15 protein-coding genes and 4 tRNA genes are annotated in these 18,964 nt (G+C 50.5%); 14 read left to right on the forward strand and 5 right to left on the reverse strand.

Features of this window, described 5'->3' with window-relative positions; genetic code table 11:
* Positions 1-3 precede the first annotated feature (3 nt).
* The gene (locus tag ACLB09_RS20995) at positions 4-1,449 is read right to left on the reverse strand and encodes an efflux RND transporter periplasmic adaptor subunit (RefSeq protein WP_410771800.1); all 1,446 of its coding nucleotides are present in this window, start codon (positions 1,447-1,449) and stop codon (positions 4-6) included.
* Positions 1,450-1,771: 322 nt separating this feature from the next.
* Between ACLB09_RS20995 and ACLB09_RS21000 the strand changes: the two genes are divergently transcribed.
* Together ACLB09_RS21000 and ACLB09_RS21005 are read left to right on the forward strand one after the other, a co-directional pair.
* On the forward strand, positions 1,772-2,134 hold the full coding sequence (locus ACLB09_RS21000; protein WP_410771801.1) for a DUF4190 domain-containing protein: 363 nt from the start codon (positions 1,772-1,774) through the stop codon (positions 2,132-2,134).
* Positions 2,135-2,302: 168 nt separating this feature from the next.
* A complete protein-coding gene (locus tag ACLB09_RS21005) occupies positions 2,303-4,519 on the forward strand; it encodes a Tex family protein (protein WP_410771802.1) in 2,217 nt (738 codons plus the stop codon).
* Between the two features lie 103 nt (positions 4,520-4,622).
* Here the strand turns inward: ACLB09_RS21005 and cmpA are convergent, their stop codons facing one another.
* Together cmpA and ACLB09_RS21015 are read right to left on the reverse strand one after the other, a co-directional pair.
* The gene (gene cmpA / locus ACLB09_RS21010) at positions 4,623-4,760 is read right to left on the reverse strand and encodes a cortex morphogenetic protein CmpA (protein ID WP_410771828.1); all 138 of its coding nucleotides are present in this window, start codon (positions 4,758-4,760) and stop codon (positions 4,623-4,625) included.
* Positions 4,761-4,845: 85 nt separating this feature from the next.
* On the reverse strand, positions 4,846-5,199 hold the full coding sequence (locus ACLB09_RS21015; RefSeq protein ID WP_410771803.1) for a hydrolase/acyltransferase: 354 nt from the start codon (positions 5,197-5,199) through the stop codon (positions 4,846-4,848).
* Between the two features lie 99 nt (positions 5,200-5,298).
* Here ACLB09_RS21015 and ACLB09_RS21020 point away from each other — a divergent pair, with 99 nt between their 5' ends.
* Together ACLB09_RS21020 and ACLB09_RS21025 are read left to right on the forward strand one after the other, a co-directional pair.
* Positions 5,299-5,760, forward strand: a complete 462-nt coding sequence (locus tag ACLB09_RS21020; protein WP_410771804.1) for a SprT family protein — start codon at positions 5,299-5,301, stop codon at positions 5,758-5,760.
* 77 nt (positions 5,761-5,837) lie between these two features.
* Positions 5,838-6,038: a hypothetical protein gene (locus ACLB09_RS21025; protein ID WP_410771805.1), complete on the forward strand. Its 201-nt coding sequence runs from the start codon at positions 5,838-5,840 to the stop codon at positions 6,036-6,038.
* Here the strand turns inward: ACLB09_RS21025 and ACLB09_RS21030 are convergent.
* A complete protein-coding gene (locus tag ACLB09_RS21030) occupies positions 6,005-6,592 on the reverse strand; it encodes an ArsR/SmtB family transcription factor (protein WP_410771806.1) in 588 nt (195 codons plus the stop codon). The two genes, ACLB09_RS21025 and ACLB09_RS21030, sit on opposite strands and share 34 nt — an antisense overlap.
* Positions 6,593-6,687: 95 nt before the next feature.
* Complete coding sequence (locus ACLB09_RS21035) at positions 6,688-7,938, reverse strand: MFS transporter (RefSeq protein ID WP_410771807.1); 1,251 nt, start codon at positions 7,936-7,938, stop codon at positions 6,688-6,690.
* Between the two features lie 211 nt (positions 7,939-8,149).
* Here ACLB09_RS21035 and ACLB09_RS21040 point away from each other — a divergent pair.
* From ACLB09_RS21040 to ACLB09_RS21085, 10 genes are all read left to right on the forward strand, one after another.
* A tRNA-Asn gene (locus tag ACLB09_RS21040) sits at positions 8,150-8,225 on the forward strand.
* A 7-nt stretch (positions 8,226-8,232) separates the two neighbouring features.
* Positions 8,233-8,321 (forward strand) — tRNA-Ser (locus tag ACLB09_RS21045).
* A gap of 130 nt (positions 8,322-8,451) precedes the next feature.
* A complete protein-coding gene (locus ACLB09_RS21050) occupies positions 8,452-9,030 on the forward strand; it encodes a glycerol-3-phosphate responsive antiterminator (RefSeq protein WP_410771808.1) in 579 nt (192 codons plus the stop codon).
* A gap of 238 nt (positions 9,031-9,268) precedes the next feature.
* Positions 9,269-10,129 carry an HAD-IIA family hydrolase gene (locus ACLB09_RS21055; protein WP_410771809.1) on the forward strand — a complete coding sequence of 287 codons (861 nt, stop codon included), beginning with the start codon at positions 9,269-9,271 and terminating at the stop codon, positions 10,127-10,129.
* A 28-nt stretch (positions 10,130-10,157) separates the two neighbouring features.
* A complete protein-coding gene (locus ACLB09_RS21060) occupies positions 10,158-11,516 on the forward strand; it encodes an ABC transporter substrate-binding protein (protein ID WP_410771810.1) in 1,359 nt (452 codons plus the stop codon).
* Between the two features lie 35 nt (positions 11,517-11,551).
* Positions 11,552-12,448, forward strand: coding sequence for a carbohydrate ABC transporter permease (locus tag ACLB09_RS21065; RefSeq protein WP_410771811.1), 897 nt, complete (start codon positions 11,552-11,554; stop codon positions 12,446-12,448).
* 15 nt (positions 12,449-12,463) lie between these two features.
* On the forward strand, positions 12,464-13,276 hold the full coding sequence (locus ACLB09_RS21070; RefSeq protein ID WP_410771812.1) for a carbohydrate ABC transporter permease: 813 nt from the start codon (positions 12,464-12,466) through the stop codon (positions 13,274-13,276).
* A gap of 143 nt (positions 13,277-13,419) precedes the next feature.
* Positions 13,420-18,387 (forward strand): S-layer homology domain-containing protein, encoded by a 4,968-nt coding sequence (locus ACLB09_RS21075; RefSeq protein ID WP_410771813.1) that lies wholly within the window; start codon positions 13,420-13,422, stop codon positions 18,385-18,387.
* 151 nt (positions 18,388-18,538) lie between these two features.
* Positions 18,539-18,613: transfer RNA gene (locus tag ACLB09_RS21080), tRNA-Glu, on the forward strand.
* Positions 18,614-18,629: 16 nt separating this feature from the next.
* Positions 18,630-18,712: transfer RNA gene (locus tag ACLB09_RS21085), tRNA-Leu, on the forward strand.
* Positions 18,713-18,964: the final 252 nt, after the last annotated feature.

Consider the following 18,964-nt stretch of genomic DNA (forward strand, 5'->3'; position numbering starts at 1 on the left):
ACACTATCTTCCACCTCCGCCGCGTCCGGATCCTCCGGTGGACATGTCGCCGCCAGGCATCCCTCCGCCACCGCCGGACATACCTCCACCGCCGCCTGGAAATCCTCCGCCGTCAGGGGCAGCGCCGCCTCCGAATCCACCGAAGCTGCCTTGCATCATTTGTTCCTGCTGCTGATTTGCTGAGGAGGATGTACTGATGACCGTCGGAATGACGACCTCGTCTCCTTCATTCAACCCGCTGACGATTTCGATGGAGGTTTCATTATGGACGCCGATTTCGACTTCCCGCATGTTTGCTCTGCCGGTGTTTCTTGTTCTTTGCTGGGACGAGGCATTAGGTTTGCCGGCAGTGGCGTCTTGCGAACTGTCGGCCGGCGGCCCAATCGGCATTTCCCGCTCACTCGTCGCTGGGGTCTGCATTTCCCCGTCGCCCGTCGGTTGGGACGGCATATTCGCATCCCCGGTCGCCGGGCTTCTTCCGCCGGTACGATCGCCCGCTGAGGCCGACTCCGTATCCGCCGACGGCAGAATCACGAAGTAGGTGTCGTCTCTTTTTTGTACGGCTTCCACCGGTAAGGTCAGAATGTCACTTTTGTCCGAAAGGACAATCGACGCTTCAGCCGACATGCCGACCCGCACGCCGTCAGACTGATTCAATTTGACCGTCACGTCGAACAGGGACACTCCATTGGAAGCGGAGCCTTCATTCGCAATGGCGGACACTACGCCGTCAATGCTCTGGTCAGGAAGCGCATCGAGTTGAACGGTCGCCTTCATCCCGATTTTTACTTGCGGGATATCCAACTCGTCCACTTGAATTTGAACGCTCAAATTTTGATAATCGTTAATTACGAATAGTTCACTTCCGCTATTCGCCTTTTCGCCCGCTGTTATGCTGACCGTAGTAACGGTACCGTCCATAGGCGAAACCAAAGGATCCGGAGGAACCATATCTTCCTTGATTGAAGCTATTTCTTTCTCGGTGCTCTTGATGTTTAATTCCTGTTTATTGATGGATTTCTGAACCTCGTTCAACGCTTCCTCGGAGGCCCCCTCATAAACCTGGCGTTTGTATTGTGCTTGCAAATCCAGCAGATCCATTTTTTGCGACTCTAAGGAGCTCTCTTTGGTTTCAAGGCTATCCGATAGGTCTTCGGCCTCAAACGTCAACAAAGTCTGGCCTTTTTTGACGATATCGCCGGCTTTGACCAGTACTTCTTTGACTTTGCCTTCATCTTTGGTGCGCACGTTCTGGCTGTCCGTCGATATTACCGACCCGGAGCCCGATACACTGACAAGGATGTTCCCTTTGGCTACCTTGGTCGTCCGTTGAACGGGCGTGTTTGCTTCCGTATTTTTGTCCGGAAGAATCAGCAGCAGGACTGCCAGGGAAATTAATATAATACCAACCGCGCCGCCGCCTATCCATATCCATTTTTTCTTTTTCATCGGCTCACTCCAACTTCCCAGGGGTTTATGAGACATAAGATCGTATGTATCAAGAACCATCGTAAGCGGCCAAGATTAAAGCAATCTGAAATGAAACTTAAAGCTATCTGAATCCAAACTTAAAGTTAGCTGAAAATTTTGCCATTCTATAGCAGACTTCAATGCATAAAAATGCGTGTTCAAAAAATCGGCGTTTCCGAGTTAACGATTTTCATTGCTTCGTGATCCAAGATGACTTTTTGAATAACCTCCTAAAAATGGTTGGCGCCAAACAGTTAGATGAAGTACAATAATCATAGTTTATGGAGGAGGTACTTTTTTAATGGATCAGAATCCGTCAGATCAGTATCAATATTCGACGTTTAATAATTACCCGCAGGGCTACACGCCTGCGCCGCAAGGACCAGCCAAAACAAATGGAAAATCGATCGCTTCGCTCGTTCTGGGTATTTTGTCCATCGTAATCCCTTACGTAGGTTTTCTTATGGGAATTGTGGCTATCGTGTTCGCCAGCCTGTCATTTAAAGAGCTGAAAAGAACCGGGGAGCAGGGACGCGGTCTATCGATCGCCGGCCTGGTTTGCGGAATTATCGGTACGGCGATTTACGGTATCATTTTGTTGCTTCTGATTTTGGCCGTATTTATTTTTGCATCCGCAGGGATGGAGAACTACTCCACATTTTAATGAAGCAAGAAGGAAGGAACACCGCCGCCTGTACTTGGGTATCAGGTCCGGTGTTTTTCTTGTTTTTGCGGGGATGGCAATCACAAAACCGCACCGGCGCTGGAAAAGGCGAAGGAAGTTTGTGATAATAAAGAGATAAGGCATTTTTTGAATGAAAGAGGGATATCATTGTCGCAATCGCAATCGGATACGAACGCAACACAGGAGAAGCAAGGGTCGGGAGACCGTGAACGTATTGTGCAGCAGGTGGCAAAGGAGCTTACTCTGTCCCTGAAGCAGGTACGGACTACGATTTCGTTGCTGGATGAAGGGAACACGATTCCGTTTATTGCCCGGTACCGGAAAGAGATGACGGGCGAGCTCGATGAGAACCAGCTTCGCGATATCGAGGAACGTACGAACTATCTCCGGAACCTGGAAGAACGGAAAGCGGAGGTTATCCGCATCATCGCGGAGCAGGACAAGCTGAGTGAAGAGTTGGAGGCAGCCATACGCAAAGCGGTCAAGCTTCAGGAAGTGGAAGACTTGTACCGTCCTTACCGGCAGAAACGGAAGACACGGGCCAGCGTCGCCAAGGAAAAGGGACTTGCCCCCCTTGCCGAATGGCTGCTTTCCCTGCCGAAACAGGGCAATGCTTTGACGGAAGCCGCTAAGTATATCCAGCCTGACAAAGGCGTTGAAACGGCGGAAGAAGCATTGCAAGGCGCTATGGATATCGTGGCGGAAAATATGGCGGATGAAGCAGCGACGCGGGCTTGGGTCCGCAAGTATACGATGGATCACGGCATGATGGTATCCGAGGCGAAGTCGCCGGAGGCCGAGTCCGTGTACGAGATGTATTATAACTACCGGGAAGCGGCCAAAAGAATGCCTTCTCACCGGATTCTTGCGATGAATCGTGGAGAACGGGAAGAGGTGCTCAAGGTCTCGCTCGAAGTCGAAAATGAGCCGATACACCGCTATATCGCGGGACGATGGATCAAGGGCGGCTCCGCGGTGGGGGACGTGCTTCACGCCGTTGTGGAAGACGCTTATAAGCGCCTCATCGCCCCTTCCATCGAGCGTGAAGTGCGCGGCGAGCTGACGGAAAGAGCCGAGCAACAGGCGATTTCCATCTTTGCCGGCAATTTGCGCAGCCTGCTGCTGCAGCCTCCGGTCCGCGGCAAAGTCGTGCTCGGCGTCGATCCGGCCTACCGGACCGGCTGCAAGCTTGCGGTCGTAGACGATACAGGCAAATTGCTCGAGGTTGCGGTGACCTATCCGACACCGCCGAACAACAAGAAGCGGGAAGCGGCCGCCAAGATTAATGAGCTGATCGACCGGTACGACGTATCGCTGATCGTTGTCGGCAACGGAACCGCTTCGCGCGAGACGGAACAGTTCGTGGCGGAAATCATCGCGGAACGGAAGGATAAGCAGCTCGCTTATTTGATCGTCAATGAAGCCGGGGCGAGCGTGTATTCCGCCTCCAAATTGGCGCAGGAAGAATTCCCCGATCTCGACGTTGCCGAGCGGAGCGCCGTTTCGATTGCCCGCCGGCTGCAGGATCCGCTAGCCGAGCTCGTCAAGATCGAACCGAAGGCGATCGGGGTCGGGCAGTATCAGCATGACGTATCCCAGAAGCACCTGGACGAAAGTTTGACCACGGTCGTGGAGTCGGCTGTAAACCATGTCGGGGTTGACGTGAATACGGCTTCTCCGTCACTGCTCTCGTACGTCTCGGGAGTAAATGCGACGACGGCCAAGAACATCGTCAAATTCCGCGAAGAGAACGGGCGGTTCCGCAGCCGGAAACAGCTGCAGAAGGTGCCGCGGCTCGGCGCCAAAACTTATGAGCAGTGCATCGGGTTCATGCGGATCAGCGAAGGCGAGCATCCGCTTGACCGCACGCCGATTCACCCTGAATCGTATGAGGTGGTGAACCGGTTGTTCGCGGAGCTGGGCGTGAGTCTCGATCAGCTCGGCTCCAAGGAACTGGCGGCGAAGCTGGCCTCGCTGAGTCCCGAGACGCTGGCGGACCGGCTGGAAGTCGGAGTACCGACTTTGCGCGACATTCTCGATAGCCTTCAGCGTCCGGGCCGCGATCCTCGCGAGGAACTGCCGCTTCCAATCTTCCGCACCGACGTGCTGAAGATTGAAGATTTAGCACCGGGCATGGAGCTTCAAGGCACGGTGCGCAACGTGATCGATTTCGGCGCCTTCGTCGATATCGGGATCAAGAACGACGGACTCGTTCACATTTCCCAATTGAGCGAAGGCTTCGTGAAGCATCCGATGGACGTTGTATCCGTCGGCGACAATGTGACCGTCTGGGTGCTCAACATCGATATCAATAAAGGCCGGGTCGGATTGACCATGCGCAATCCGAAGGGCCGCCAGGACTAGCGAGACGCAAGGCAAAAAAAGCCCGCCGATTCCGGCGGGCTTTCATTTTGGTTTGGCTCCTTGTCATGGGCAGCAGGCTCCCTGACACAGATAGGCTGCTTACTTACTGCAAGTTGCTGGATTCGTTGTTTCCGTCGCGGCGATTATAATAGAAAAACCAGCAATCATTGAGCAGACGGATCTGGCGGCGGTCACGCTTATGGAAGGCGCGCATGATTTGGTTGCTGAGCCATTTGGGCAACACGATCTCCTCCTCCGGCGCTATTTGTAGGTAGCATATGGGTGAATGCCGGAAACGGTGCATGTCCAAGTCTCTGCTTATGAAGTTACGCGATGCCTTCTTCTTCGTACCACTGTTCCAATTGAGCTTGAAGGGCGCGAATTTCCGTCAGGAGAGAGATCAGCGGATAATTTTCTTCCTGGATGGAGGAGAACGCCGATTCCAGTTCATTAATATAATCCAGGCCGCCGGTAATTTGCAGCGATTCTTGCAGCAGATCCAGGCCGTCGCATTCCGCGATGGCTTGCGGCAAGGATGGAATTTGCTCTGCCGTCAATTTGTCGATCTCTTTATTCAGCCGCAGGTTCAGTGCGCTTAACTGATAGGCGTAGTCGCCGGGCATTTCCACGAACAATAGTTTCCGGTCCTGCTGTAAAATAACGTATCTCATAACGGCCATGTCACATTGATCTCCTTTTCGTTCATTCCTACTTGACAGTGTAGCGTAAGGAGAAGTTAAAATTCAAGTACATCCTAAGAACAGGGAGGAGTTTAAACCTTGAACGACAAGCAGCTTCAAATCTGGGTGGAAGAGATTTCACTCCGCAGTTTCGGCGTGCCGTTCCGTCATCGGGCCAGGTTTAACGGACGGCTCAGAACGACCGGGGGAAGGTATTTTATGAAGAGCCATGATATCGAAATTAATCCAGCCCAGTTGGAAACCTACGGAATGGACGAAGTGGAGAAGATCATCAAACATGAGCTGTGCCACTACCATCTGCATTTGACCGGGCGTGGATACAGACATCGTGACCCGGAGTTCAAGGCGCTGCTGCAAAAAGTGGACGGAAGCCGCTACTGCCAGTCACTGCCGGGACAAGCCCGGCGTAAACCGCTCCCTTACCGGTATAAGCTGGTTTGCTCCAGCTGCGGGATGGAATATCTTCGTAAACGCCGGGTAGACCCGAAGCGCTACCGATGCGGCAAATGCAAGGGAGTTCTGAAACTGGGCAATGTGTGAGGAGGGTCTTCCTAAACCAAGGAGAAGATAGTGGAATATGCTATAATAAAAATACCAAAATTCAAGGAGTGATATCCGTGGCCAAATCGCAAGCGCAGAAATTGCGACAGAAACAGGTCCGGGAAGGAAAACGGAATCCGGAGCTAAGCCGCAGCCCGTTCGCCTTCACCGACATGAGAACGAGAAAAACGAAGAGTAAGCAGGAGCAACTGAACACGAGCAAGCATAAGAACCGGATTTCCTATTATGGAGATGATGGTTCTTTTTTATTTTTATGAGAATGCTCCGGATCTTGACCTTTGGCCATCGTAAAAAACACTTCATAACTTTCCCGAGGTTCGGAGGTTTCGTTTTTTTGATGCTTCATGCAAAACTGATAGATCCAATCCGTTAATTCCTTCGCTTCATCCTTCGTTAAAAAAATATCGTGATTCATTAGCGTTCCCGTAGGCGATGGCCCCTGGTTCGCAAGCAAAAAGCGTTTTTTGCTTTCCTCAAACAGATTACTCAGCAAGTTTTGCGTTTCGGATAAAAACACCTGTTGCACGGTTTCGTCAAACTCGCTCTTTTTGATCGTAATCTGCCCTTGGAACGGTTCGTAATATTTGGCGGTGATTCCGTTTACGAGCTTGGTGTCCACCAAGGAAACCAGGCCGATGCTCTCCAGTTTCTTTACATGATAATGTACCTTGGCCGGAACCTCATGCAGCGAATCGGCAATTTCCTTAACGGTTGCCGGACGGCCCGCTTTCTGGAATTCGTTCATGATTTGAATGCGGTACGGGTCCGAGTAAATTCGGATTTCTTCCAGTGTTTTGAGTTCCTTGTACATTTTTTTCCCCCGAAGTGCTATCTGAATTTGTAATAAATTCTTATTTGTTATTAGTATAACGCATGATCGGGAGAGCACACAAAGGATTATGAGGGTCACAGTTGCATGAAGCTGCGGTGCTTGAGCAACAAAATGCCCGGTATGATCAAAAGAACGCCGAATGTCAGGTAGAGAGAGTGAATTTGCATCCATTCTCCCATCATTCCCGCAAGCATGCTGCCAAGCGGTATGGCACAGGTGCATATCATGCTGAAAAGCGCACCCACTCTTCCAAGTAGCTCTCTTGGTACGGTTTCCATGAAATAGGTGGTTGCCGGCGTGCTGGACAGCGAAACCGCAACGCCCATTCCGAAACTGAATACCGCGGCGAGATAAAGGGGATGAATCGGAATATAGGCCGGTAAGTACAAAAGCGCATAATTTCCGCCCAGAAGCATAAACCCGGCAATGATCAGGTGGCTCTTTTTGTAGGAGCTTCCTTTCTTGCTAAGCCAGAACCCGCTAAGTACCATGCCGCAGAGAAGCGTTATTCCCAGCAGGCTGAGGCCGGCAGGTCCGGATTTCAGGATTTCGTCGACGTATACCGGATTAAGTACGTTGTAGGCCGATAAACAAAGATTTACGTAAGCGGCGGCAAGTACGATGGTTAAGATCAGTTTGTTGGCAAAAACGAATTTCAACCCTTCTTTGATCTCCTGAAAGAGCGTCGATTCTTCCGTGCTTTCGGTGTCTTTAGGCTCGGGGGGGATACGAATCAGCCCAATGAATGCCGCCGCTGCGAAAAAGGTCAATCCGTCGATCAATATTGCACCGGAAATACCGGCGAGTGCGATAATGCCACCGGCAACCGCCAGACCGGCGAGCTCGGAAATTCGGGAAATGGAAGTACTGATGGAGTTTCCGCTCATGAGTTTTTCCTTGGGGAGAAGACGGGGAACCAGCGCCATTTCGGCGGGAGAGGAGAAGCATTCCAATGTGGAAATCAGGAACGTAAGTACGTAAAGATGCCATGGCCTGAGCAAGGACGAGGCGTACAAGAAGGCGGTAAGGACGACTAAAAGCCCTCTGCCCACGGAAGCCAAAAGCACCACATGCCGTTTGGACCAACGGTCTACCAGCGCACCAGTAAAAAAGCTGAACAAAATGCTCGGTACGTAGTTTAAGGCAAACAAGGATCCCATCATTAACTTCGAGCCGGTTAGCATGTAGACCATCCAACTGTACGCGATTGAATCGATGGAGTCTCCAAACCGGGAAATGACCCTGGCGGCCAGCAAATACATGAACGGTCTGTGTTCGGTTAATCCTGCCAATCTTTTTGTTTTTGGTAATGCTTCTACAGTCATGAGCAGCAATCTCCTTTAGTGAAAAGTGTTGTAAAATATTTTTAACGTTAAATTTATTTTATCGATAAAAATATTTATTTCAAGACCTGAAATTGGTAAATTTCCAAAACTTTTCGTTTGTTTTATCTGGGGGAGAAACGGCTTTCATTATTGACTTCGATACGGAAACGTGATAAATTAAAACATGTTCTGATTGTAATATTTCTGCTATTCCCTGATAGCTCAGTTGGTAGAGCACTCGACTGTTAATCGAGTTGTCACAGGTTCGAGTCCTGTTCGGGGAGCCATTTTCTTGGAGAGATACCCAAGTGGCTATAAGGGGACCCTCTGCTAAGGGGTTAGACTGCGTAAGCGGTGCGAGGGTTCGAATCCCTCTCTCTCCGTTCTGAATTACATCGATGAAACGGCCTGCCGGATTGCCCGGCGGGCCGTTTTTTTGCATAGGAGTTAATACTGCTCAAATAGTCGACTGCTAAACTGGTAGACAAGACTTATATGAGGCAGGTGGAAAACATGGGCTACTACCCAATCATCGCTTCCGTAACGAAAGAGGAGCAGTTTGAGCAAGTTCTCCAGAGCGAGGTTACAAGGGTAAATTTGATGATAGGACATATCGGGAATATCGAGGAGTTCATCTCCCGGCTTCACGATGCGGGCAAGCAGGTGTATGCCCATATCGAGATGATTGCCGGACTTGGAAGAGATGCTCATTCCATTGCTTATTTATGCGACAAGTTCAAAGCCGACGGCATCGTTACGACAAAATCCAGCGCCATAGCAGCAGCGAAGCAGGCAGGCATCAAAAGCATTCAGCGCATTTTCGCGATCGATACCGCCGCAATGACAACGGCGGTGAAGATGATTAACAATGGGAATCCCGATGAAGTGGAACTGATGCCCGGCCTGATGCCGCGGGTGACAAGGGAATTGAAAAGCATGATAAAACAGCCGTTGATCGTAGGCGGGCTGATTCGTCATGAACATGAAATCATTGAAGCTCTGGCAAGCGGCGCGGACTATATTTCCTCCGGCGATCCGCTCATGTGGAAGCAGATGAAGGCAAAGGCAGAAGCGGGAAGTTTGATCGGTTAATGCAAGGCGTAACCGGCATTCCGGGTGTTTACACAAAAATTACATCGGCTTGATGATACGATGACAAACCCGGCTTATACTTTTCTTGTAACCAACGTTTACTGTAATTACGGGTTGAGACCAGGAGAAAACCCTTGTTCGGTAATGAGGATACGGCAAGACCTTAATGGGTCTTCTTCCGCATCCCATTGCTTCGGGCAAGGGTTATTTTGTTTGAAAGGAGCAGCTTGGTAAACAAATGCAGCAGACCCACTTGCGTGATTATTCCAGTTATCTGTTTGATCTTGACGGCACGATTTATGTTGGCGATAAGGTATTGGACGGAGCAGCCGCAACGATTCAAGCCTTGCAGGAATCAACGAAAAAGACGATGTTCGCCACGAATACTACGTTGTACACCAGGGAGGAAGTGCGGGACAAGCTAGCGGGCTTCGGCATTTCTTGCAAGACGGAGGAGGTTATCACTGCCTTATCGGTTGCAGGCATGTATTTCCGAGATTTTGCGACGGGATCCAAGGTGTTTCTTCTCGGATGCGATGCGATGGAGGAGGAGATGCGCCGTTTCGGAATTGCGGTTACCGGGGAAGTGATGCAGGCCACTCATGTGCTTGTTGGGTTGGATCGGACCTTCGATTTCGATAAAATGACCGCCGTCGTGAATGCCATAAGGAACGGTGCGCAGCTGGTTGGCGCCAATCCCGATCCTTTTTGCCCGGTAGAAGAAGGCGTCATTCCGGACACCTGGGCTTTCATAAAGGCAATCGAAACAGCGAGTGGAATTCCGGTTAGCGTAACACTCGGTAAGCCCACAAATTATTACGCTTCTTATGCCCTGAAACAGCTCCGGAATGGTCCGGAAAAATGCCTGATGGTCGGTGACCGGCTGGATACGGACATCGCTTTGGGAAAAAGCATCGGGATGCATACCGCGCTTGTGCTTACCGGCGTGGATTCGCGGGAATCGATTGCGCGGACGGGGATTCATCCCGATTACGTCTGCTCTTCCATCAAAGACATTCTGGAAGAACATCGGTTTGAACCTGAAGCAAATTTTTATCCTGGCAATAACCTTCATCTTTCGATGAAGGAAGGAATATAAGCTTGTCTTAAATTAAGGAGGGAGAAACATGAAAAAGTTCAGTCTTCTCATCGTTGCTGTGATGCTCTTGCTTTCGGCATGCGGCAACGCCGGCAGCACCAAAGGAAACAGCGGTAACAGCGTCGCATCGGCAGAGCAAGGAACGGAAGGAAACAAAGAGCAAAAAACGTCCGGGGAAGAGAAGCCCGTGGAACTCAGCTTCTATTTTCCGGTAGCGGTAGGGGGACCGATTACCGGCTTTATCGATAAGCTGGCCGCGGATTTCCACCAGGAGAATCCGTCGATTACGGTGAAACCGATTTACGCAGGCAGTTATCAGGATACGATGACCAAGGTCGTTACGGCGGTGCAGGGCGGCAATTCGCCTGATTTGGCCGTGTTGCTCTCCACCGAGTTGTACAGCCTGCTCGAAATGAACGCGCTTGAAGAACTGACCCCGCGTTTTTCGCAGGACTATTTTAACGGATTCTATGAAGCGTTTATGAGCAATACCAAATCCGGCGACCAGGTATGGAGCGTGCCGTTCCAACGCAGCACCATTGTCATGTACTATAACAAAGACCTGTTTAAAGCAGCGAATCTGGATCCGGAGAAGGCGCCGGCCAACTGGAACGAACTGAGGGATTATGCCGAAAAATTGACGGTCAAGGACGGTTCGGGTGCAGTAAGCCAATGGGGCCTGGAAATTCCGAGCACGGGTTATCAGTATTGGATGCTTCAAGCTCTTTCCCTTCAGACCGGCACCAACATCGTATCCAACGACGGAACCGAGGTTTATTTCAATAAACCGGAAGTTAAGGAAGCTTTGCAATTCTACGTCGATTTGGGGCGTAAAGACAAAGTAATGCCGGAAGGGGTGCTGGAGTGGGCGACGGTTCCTTCCGATTTCATCAGCGGCAAAACGGCGATGATGTTCCATACGACGGGGAATTTGTCCAAGGTGAAGTCCGACGCGAAGTTCGATTTCGGGGTATCTTATCTCCCGGCCAACAAAAATTACGGCTCGCCAACTGGCGGGGGCAATCTGTACGTATTTAAAGACATTCCGGAGGAGCGGAAAGCGGCTGCCATCAAATTCATCGAATTTCTTACGGAGCCGGAGCGTGTCGCACAATGGTCCATCGATACGGGGTATGTAGGTACAACAAAAGCAGCCTATGATACGGAACTTTTGAAAAACTACGTAGCCGGGTTCCCTCAAGCCGCAGTGGCGCGCGATCAGATGGAATATGCTTCAAGCGAACTGTCCACCTACCAAAATGGTCAGATAACCAAGCTGTTTAACGATAATATCCAATCCGCGCTGCTCGGGGAAATGACTCCGGATGAGGCGCTTGAGAAGTCGCAGCAGCAGGCGGACGGAATTCTGAAGAAATACCGCAAATAAACAACGATTATAGTGAAGAAAGAAGTGAGACGTTCGTGACACGGCACTTGCTGCAAGTATTCCGCAGATACAATTGGAAGGATAACATTCTGGCTTATGCCCTGCTGCTTCCTTCGCTTGTTTTTCTAGTCCTATTTACATTCTACCCCATGATCAAAGTGTTGGATTGGAGCTTTTATACGTCCGCCATGAACGTAAAGCAGTTTGTCGGTCTGGAGCTCTATGGGCAGGTTTTTCAGGATGAAGTCTTTTTAAAGGTACTCCGCAATAATATGCTGCTTGCGCTTGTGACCGTGCCGGTGAGCATCTTGCTTGCGTTATACATGGCGGTTTGGGTCAACGGCAAACTGCGGGGAAGGAGCCTGATCCGGGCAGCGCTCTTTTACCCGACGCTGATTCCGATGATTGCGATCGCAAACATCTGGCTGTTTATTTATACGCCGGATTACGGACTCCTGGATAAATTCCTGGGTTTGTTCGGCGTGGGAGGTCCAAGCTGGCTTGGGGATCCCGCATGGGTGCTTATATCCATGATGATCATGCTGATTTGGAAGGAGGCCGGATATTTTATGATTTTCTTTCTGGCCGGTCTCCAGGCTTTGCCCAAGGAGGTTTACCAGGCCGCCGAGATGGACGGAGCGGGACCGATTCGGAAGTTTCGAACCATTACGCTCCCTTTGGTAATGCCGACCACGCTGTTTGTTCTGATTATTGCAACAACGAATTCCTTTAAGATGGTCGATCATCTGTACATCATGACCAAGGGCGGCCCAAACAATGCGAGCAACCTGCTGCTTTATCATATTTATGAAACGGCATTCAGCTTTTGGGATATGGGAAAGGCGTCCGTATTAACTGTGATTCTGCTCGTCATTCTGCTGGTCATTTCGATCTTCTATTACGGATATCTGGACAAGCGGATTCACTATTAGAGAGGAGTAAAAGCGATGCACCGCCTGATGAACCAAATCGCCATATCCATACTTGCGATCATTTTCGCCGTTCCATTGATCTGGGCCGCTGTAACCTCCGTAACGCCGGCGGATGAAATGCTTACAAGGGCCAATCCGTTTGCCGTAACGCATGCTACGTTCGCAAATTATGTCCATGCATGGCAAAGTATTCCTTTCCCCGTATACTTTTGGAATACCTTGCTGATCGTAGCCGGTGTGCTGTTCGTACAGTTACTGACGTTGACGTTGGCGGCATATGCATTTGCCAGAATACGTTTTTTCGGTCAAGGATTGTTATTCGTTCTGTTTCTTGTTCAGATCATGATTCCCCCGGATATTCTGATTTTTCCTAACTATACGATTATGAAAGAACTCCATCTTATCGATACGAAATGGGCGGTTATGATTCCGTTTTGGGCTTCGTCCTTCGGCATCTTTCTGCTTCGGCAGACTTTTAAGCAAATCCCTTTTGAGCTGGATGAGGCGTCAAGAGTGGACGGCTGCAGATGGTGGCAAAGTTTGCGGCACGTATATCTGCCTTCCGCGCGGCCGACTTATGTCGCGTTTGCGCTGATATCGATCAGCACCCACTGGAGCAATTTCATGTGGCCGCTCATCGTGACCGATTCCGTGCATAACCGGCCCCTGACCGTAGGGATCGCTATCTTTGCCCAATCGTTCGAAACCGGTGCGCAGTGGGGAACGGTTACCGCTGCGACCCTGATGGTCATTGCTCCTTTGCTGGTCGCGTTCTTCTTTTTCCAGAAACAGTTTGTCGAAAGCTTTATGCACGCCGGCATCAAGTAAACCGAACTGAATAAAACGGGGTAGGAGACGTGGAGAAAACCCTTTATGCAACATAGGACCGCTTATTGGCTTTTTTGCGGGTTCCTGCTTGTTGGATAAAGGGTTTTTATCGTTTTCGCCGCGAAAAAGAGAGGAAGAAAACCATGAGATCCTGTATAAAGTATTTAAGCCTTTGCCTGCTTGTCGCACTTCTCGGGAATACCGTCCTATCCCTGGCTTTGCCGCTATCTTCGGCGGCCGCCGCGGAACCCGGCCGAAAGATGATGAACGTCGCCAGGACTTTGACGGCACCGGTGATTGACGGCAAATTCGATGAATCATTCTGGTCTCTGACGGAAACATTGGAGATGCCTTTAGGTGAAGGACTAGGCACTCCGGCCAAACTCGGGTTACTCTGGGATCATCAATATCTGTACATCGGTATGGAGATGGAGGATGAGCAGTTGGTAACGGATGCATCCGGTTCTTGGTTTGAACAGGACAGCGCCAGCTTGTTCTTCGATCCCACTCTTCATCAATCCGCTCCGTATATGGACAGCGATATGCAAGCGGGCTTTGTGTACAAGCCGAATACGACAACGCCGGAGTTCCATTTTGGTGCGGCGCTTGGCAATCACGGGAATAAGGATGAGAAGAACATATTGAGAGCTATTCAAACGGCAGATCATGGCTGGTCATTGGAGGCCGCAGTGCCTTGGAGCATGCTGGAGATGAATCCGGTCCTCCAGAAGCAGTTGGGCTTTGAGGCCACGGCTACTGACCGGTATGGGGCCGATGCTGCTGCGCAGCGGGTCAATGCCTGGAGCGCGTATCAATCAAGTTCCTTCTGGAACGATACGCAAGGGTATGGCATCCTTACGCTAACCAATGATCATCCCGTTTCGGGGATCGTTAATCCGATACTGCTTGAAGAGAATTTCGATGCCTATGGAACCGGAGATATTCCTTACGGATGGATCTCGGACGTGAACGAAGGGAGCACTCCGTTTTCGGTAGTTCAAGATACCTATGGCAACGGTAGAATGACATTTGCCGGAACAGCGTCCAACAAGCAGGGACGCATCAGCGCTCCGGTTCAGTGGGACAATTACACGGTTGAGGCCGACGTTCGTTTTGACAGCGTGTTGAATTCCGCCCGTTGGGCTTCCCTTATGTTCCGGGGGGCGTCGGACGGCAAGGCTCCCTATAATCAAATGGCTGTCCGGCAAAACGGTACGTATGAAGTGGCTTACCGGAAGCCCGATAACAGCTGGTCGGTCATCGCCAGCGGGCCTTCGCAAGCTTTGGAATTGAATAAGGACTACCGGTTCAAGGTCCGTGTCTTCGAAAATAACGTTAAGGAGTACATTAAAGCGAACGATGAAACAGACTACAGGCTTCTTGTGGACAAAAGTTTCGATACGGAACTGCTGGCTCGGGGAAAGGTCGGATTTCAGGCAGATCAAAGCACGGTTTCTTTTGACAACCTGAAGGTTACCCGGATTACGGCGGACGAACTGCGTCTACAAGCACCCGATTCGGTCGAAGCTTTGACAGGCCCATTATCCGTAACGGGAAGCGTGTATTATTCGGACGGATTGACGGAACCGCTGGAAGAAGGGCAGCTTCGGTTTTATTCATCGGACGAAAGCGTCTTGAAAGTGAATGGCGACAAGGTATATCCGGTAAAAGAAGGAACGGCGACGCTTACGGCGGTTTACGCCAATGCGGAATGGTCCGGTTACGTAACGGTCACGCCAAGCTCCACGGGACTAGCCGTGACCTCTCTTGCTCATGAAACCGGCTACGTGCTGGCCGATACGAGTCAAGAGCTTGACCTGAATGGGCTTGAGTTCCAGGCCAAGTTTAATGACTTTTCGGAAGGACCTGTAACCGGAGCGGAACTGGAGTGGACCTCGAGTGACAGTAACGTTTTGATCACTGACGGAAAGTTGATTGCGCAGCAAAAGGGGATATACACCGTTGCCGGTCAGAAGGATGAAGCTGCGGTAAAGTTGATGATCGTGGCGAAGGACATAGGGGACGCCGAGTATGTCCTCTATGAAAATAACTTTGACCAGGAAACGGAAGGCGAGCTGCCGGACGGCTGGACAAGAATCGAAGGTTCTTCGAAGGATAAAGCGGCCGTTACTGCAGGAGCCTTCGTGATTCAGGCGGGTTCGGCGCCGGATAATCCCTCAAGGGTGCTGCTGCCGGAATATCTGCAGCTGTTCGGCGATTACAAAATCGAAGCGGACGTAAGTCATCTCGCAGCTAATGATCCGGCCAGATGGCATTCCATCATGTACCGGATCCAAAATCCGCAAAACGGCGGATATCCTTATTATCAAATGGCTGTCCGGCAAAATGCTACGGCAGTCAACGGCGTGGAGTTCGCCGAACGGACGCCTTCGAATGCCTGGAATGTCATGAATAAGGGTTCCTTCACCGAAAACATCAGTCCGGATAAAATGTACCATTATACGGTTACTACCTACGGTGATCGAGTGATGGAGTCGATCAATGATCAAGTAATCATCAATACGGCTAACGGAGGTTCCTACTTGAAGGGCGGCATCGGGCTGCAGGCGAACGGGAGCGTCATGAAGCTGGATAACCTGCGGATCACGCTCCAACTGGAGGAACTGCCGCCGCTGCCTGAAGAACGCTTCGTTTCGGTAGCGGAAACGGATACGCGGATTGCCCTTGCCCCATCCGTAATTGCAGAACTGGAAAGCGTACAGCAATTGAATGGGTTTAAGGACGGAAATCTACCCGCTACCCTCGTTATTCATGTGGACAAGGATTTAAATGTGATGTCATCCGGCAGCGGCAAAGCCATCATGAGCTTAAATAAGGCGCTGGAGACTATTGATGCGTTGATGATTCCCGCTTTTTACGTCAAGGATGAACAAACGGTCGAAGCCCTGACGGAGTATTTGAAAAGCATCAATTTGGAGGATGTCTTTATCGTATCCTCTGATCCCGACCTTGTGAAAAAGGGCAGGGAGTCCTTTGGGATGATCCGCGGAATTATCGATTTCAGCGGGATTAAGACCGCAACCGAGAAGGAATTGATGGAATTACGGAAAAAGGCAACGCTTAGCAAAGCCAAAATCGTGATTCTTCCTCAAGCCGTGGCGACAAAGGAGAATATTTCTTACCTTCAGCAGCGGACAATGGTGGTTTGGGTCAAAGAAAGCGTGACAGCCGACAATCAGGAGAAAGTGGTGAACTTGCACCGCCTGATTACGGCAGGAGTCAACGGGATCGTAACTCATTCACCGGAGATGGCGAGAAGCGCGCTTGAGCTTTACTCGCATGAGTCTACGCTGATCCGAAAGCCTTATATTATCGGTCACAGAGGGATGCCTTCCGTTGCTCCCGAAAATACGATCATCAGCAACAAGCTCTCTCTGGATGCGGGTGCCGACTTTATTGAGAATGACATCTATTTGTCCAAGGACGGACACCTGGTCATTATCCATGACAGCGTGGTTGATTCGACAACCGACGGCACGGGTCTGGTAGAAAACATGACCTTGGAAGAACTGCGGAAACTAAAAGTCAATCAGGTACCCGGAACTGATTATCCCGAGGCGCGAATCGCAACCCTGGAGGAGCAGATCGACCTGGCCAGAGAACGGGGCGCCATGATTTACGCGGAAATAAAGACAGGCACTCCTGCGGCGGTGGATGCCTTTGTGAAGCTGGTTAAAGAAAAGGATGCCGAGGATTTAATTAATGTCATGTCATTCGATACGAATCAGCTGATCCGGCTTGCCGAGCAAATGCCCGACATGCCGCTGGGGCTGTTGACCGGAGGATACGCGAACGAGAACCGGGTTAACGGCGCGCTTCGCGAGACGCTTACAGTGATGCAGCAGTATAACACGACTTTAAATACCAGCTATGGCGGACTGGGGCCGAAGTTTATGGAAGCAGCCCATCATCGCGGCCTGCTCGTTTCACCTTGGACTTATAATAACAATGCCGATTTTAAATCGATATTTATGACGGGCGTCTTCGGAATTACGACGGACTATGCGTTTTGGGCAAAAGATTGGGACATTACGCTGGAAGCCGGGCAAAAGGAAGTAGCGCTTAAGCAGGGAGAGAGCATCAAGCTATCGGCCACAGCGGAGAGCTACAGCCATAACTTGAAGGCGATCAGCCCGGATATTGTGCTTTTGGATGACAACGGGGTTATTAAGCTCGATGAGACGGAACAAGGCCGAATTACGGCGTTGAAACCGGGCCGTACCTATGTTTTGCTCCGTTATACCGCGTCCCTGGACGAGGAGAAGCCCTATGATATCTATACGGAACCGGTGCTGATTCGGGTTTCCGGAAACGGGAACGGCGGAGGAGATAACGGCGGAGATGGAAATGGCAACGGAAACGGAAACGGAAACAACGGAAATAATAACAGCGGTAATGGTTCGGCAAATAACGGAAACGGCAGTGGAGGTAACGCCGATCCCGGTAACCCGGGCAACAACACCGGCAATAACGGAAACACCGACAATAACGGCAATAACGGCAATAACGGCAATAACGGTAATAACGGAAACAGCAACGGTGCAACTCCGGCACGGCCTTTGCCGACGGATGTCGCTAATCACTGGGCTGCGGCTTCGATACGGCGTCTGGTTGAACAAGGCATAATGAACGGTTATGGTGACGGTACGTTTAAGCCGAACCTTATGATGAGTAGAGCCGAGTTTGCGGCAGTGGTTTCCCGAATGCTCGATTTTGACGGGACGTCAAGTACATCATCGGCCTATAAGGATATCGAAGCCGGCGCTTGGTATGCCGAGTACGTAAACGGGCTTCAGCAGGCCGGACTGATCGGCGGCTTCTCGGACGGAACTTTTAGACCGGGTCAAAAGATCACGAGAGAAGAAGCGATGGTTATTCTCTACAGAGCGTTGAAGGCGGATATGCCGCAAACAGATAAGGAAGCTCTTGATTTTAAGGATGAGAACAAGATTTCTAGCTGGGCTTATGAAGCGGTTCAAGCCTGGGTTTCTGCCGGCGTTGTTTCCGGTTATCCAGACGGAACGATAAAGCCGAAAGCGAATATTACCCGGGGTGAAATAGCAGCCCTCATCGCCCCTTTGCTTAAATGATTTTGAATTTGGATCAGACAGGCCCCCCGTTCGATTGAATCGGATGGGGGGATTATATGAAATCGAAAAAAAGAGATCAAAAAAGTGTTGCAAGGTACATCTGGATTTGTTATACTAATTCTTGTCGCCGCTTCTGGGCGGTATTGAATAAGGCCCGTTGGTCAAGGGGTTAAGACACCTCCCTTTCACGGAGGTAACAGGGGTTCGAATCCCCTACGGGTCACCATTTGTTTATTGAATATGCGGTCGTGGTGGAATGGCAGACACGCTATCTTGAGGGGGTAGTGGGCGTACGCCCGTGGAGGTTCGAGTCCTCTCGACCGCATCATGTGTTAAAGGAGCAGTCCCGAGTAGTTTTGACTACGAGGGGGGTGCTCCTTTTTCCTTTGAACGTAAATCCGATTTTTCGTTCGATCTTCATTGGATAAAATCCAATGAAAGGGGGCGAATTGGACTTAGACTATTAAGTGGACACACCTCTAATGGAACCTGCTAAACTAAAAGAAATAATGTTGAGGTGTGACATGGGACAAAAACGGAAACATTACACTGAAGAATTTAGACGAAAAACGATTGA

Origin of the sequence: Fontibacillus forbon, from assembly GCF_046559655.1 — a bacterium.
In the GTDB taxonomy this organism is placed as follows: domain Bacteria; phylum Bacillota; class Bacilli; order Paenibacillales; family Paenibacillaceae; genus Fontibacillus.